Origin of the sequence: Arthrobacter sp. RAF14 (assembly GCF_052114185.1) — a bacterium.
Taxonomy (GTDB): domain Bacteria; phylum Actinomycetota; class Actinomycetes; order Actinomycetales; family Micrococcaceae; genus Arthrobacter_E.
In genome coordinates this window covers 1-426 of record NZ_JBFREG010000021.1, presented here as the reverse complement: position 1 = coordinate 426, position 426 = coordinate 1, and the positions used below count along the sequence as shown (strand labels likewise).

The window sequence follows — 426 nt, the reverse complement described above, 5'->3', positions numbered from 1 at the left end:
GAGCGGGTCGACACGCTTGGCCGCACTCGTGATGCCTTTGTCGCTGATCTTCTCGCGGCCGATGCGGAGCACCTCGACCATCTTCTGGCCGTCCATGTCGTAGCTCATCGTCACGTGATGCAGCACAGCGCCCGACCCGAGCCGCTTCTGCGCGGCGCCGCCGATCTTGCCCTTCGGGCTCGTGATGTCGTTGAGCGGCTGGTAGTACGCATCGATGCCGAGCGACTTGAGCGCGATGATCGCCCACTCGTCGAGGAACGCGTAGCTGTCTGCGAAGCTCATCCCCTGCACCAGGTCCGCCGGCGCGTAGATCGAGTACGTGACGACCGAGCCGGCCTCCATGAACATCGCGCCGCCACCCGAGATGCGGCGCACGACGTCGAAGCCGTACTTCTTCGCGTTCTCGGCGTCGACCTCGTTCTTGAG

1 protein-coding gene is annotated in these 426 nt (G+C 64.8%); it reads right to left on the bottom strand.

Annotation, left to right across the window (positions count from 1 at the left end; translation table 11 throughout):
- The coding region (locus AB4Y75_RS16720; RefSeq protein ID WP_441437001.1) for a lipoate--protein ligase family protein at window positions 1-426 on the bottom strand (426 nt) is incomplete at both ends.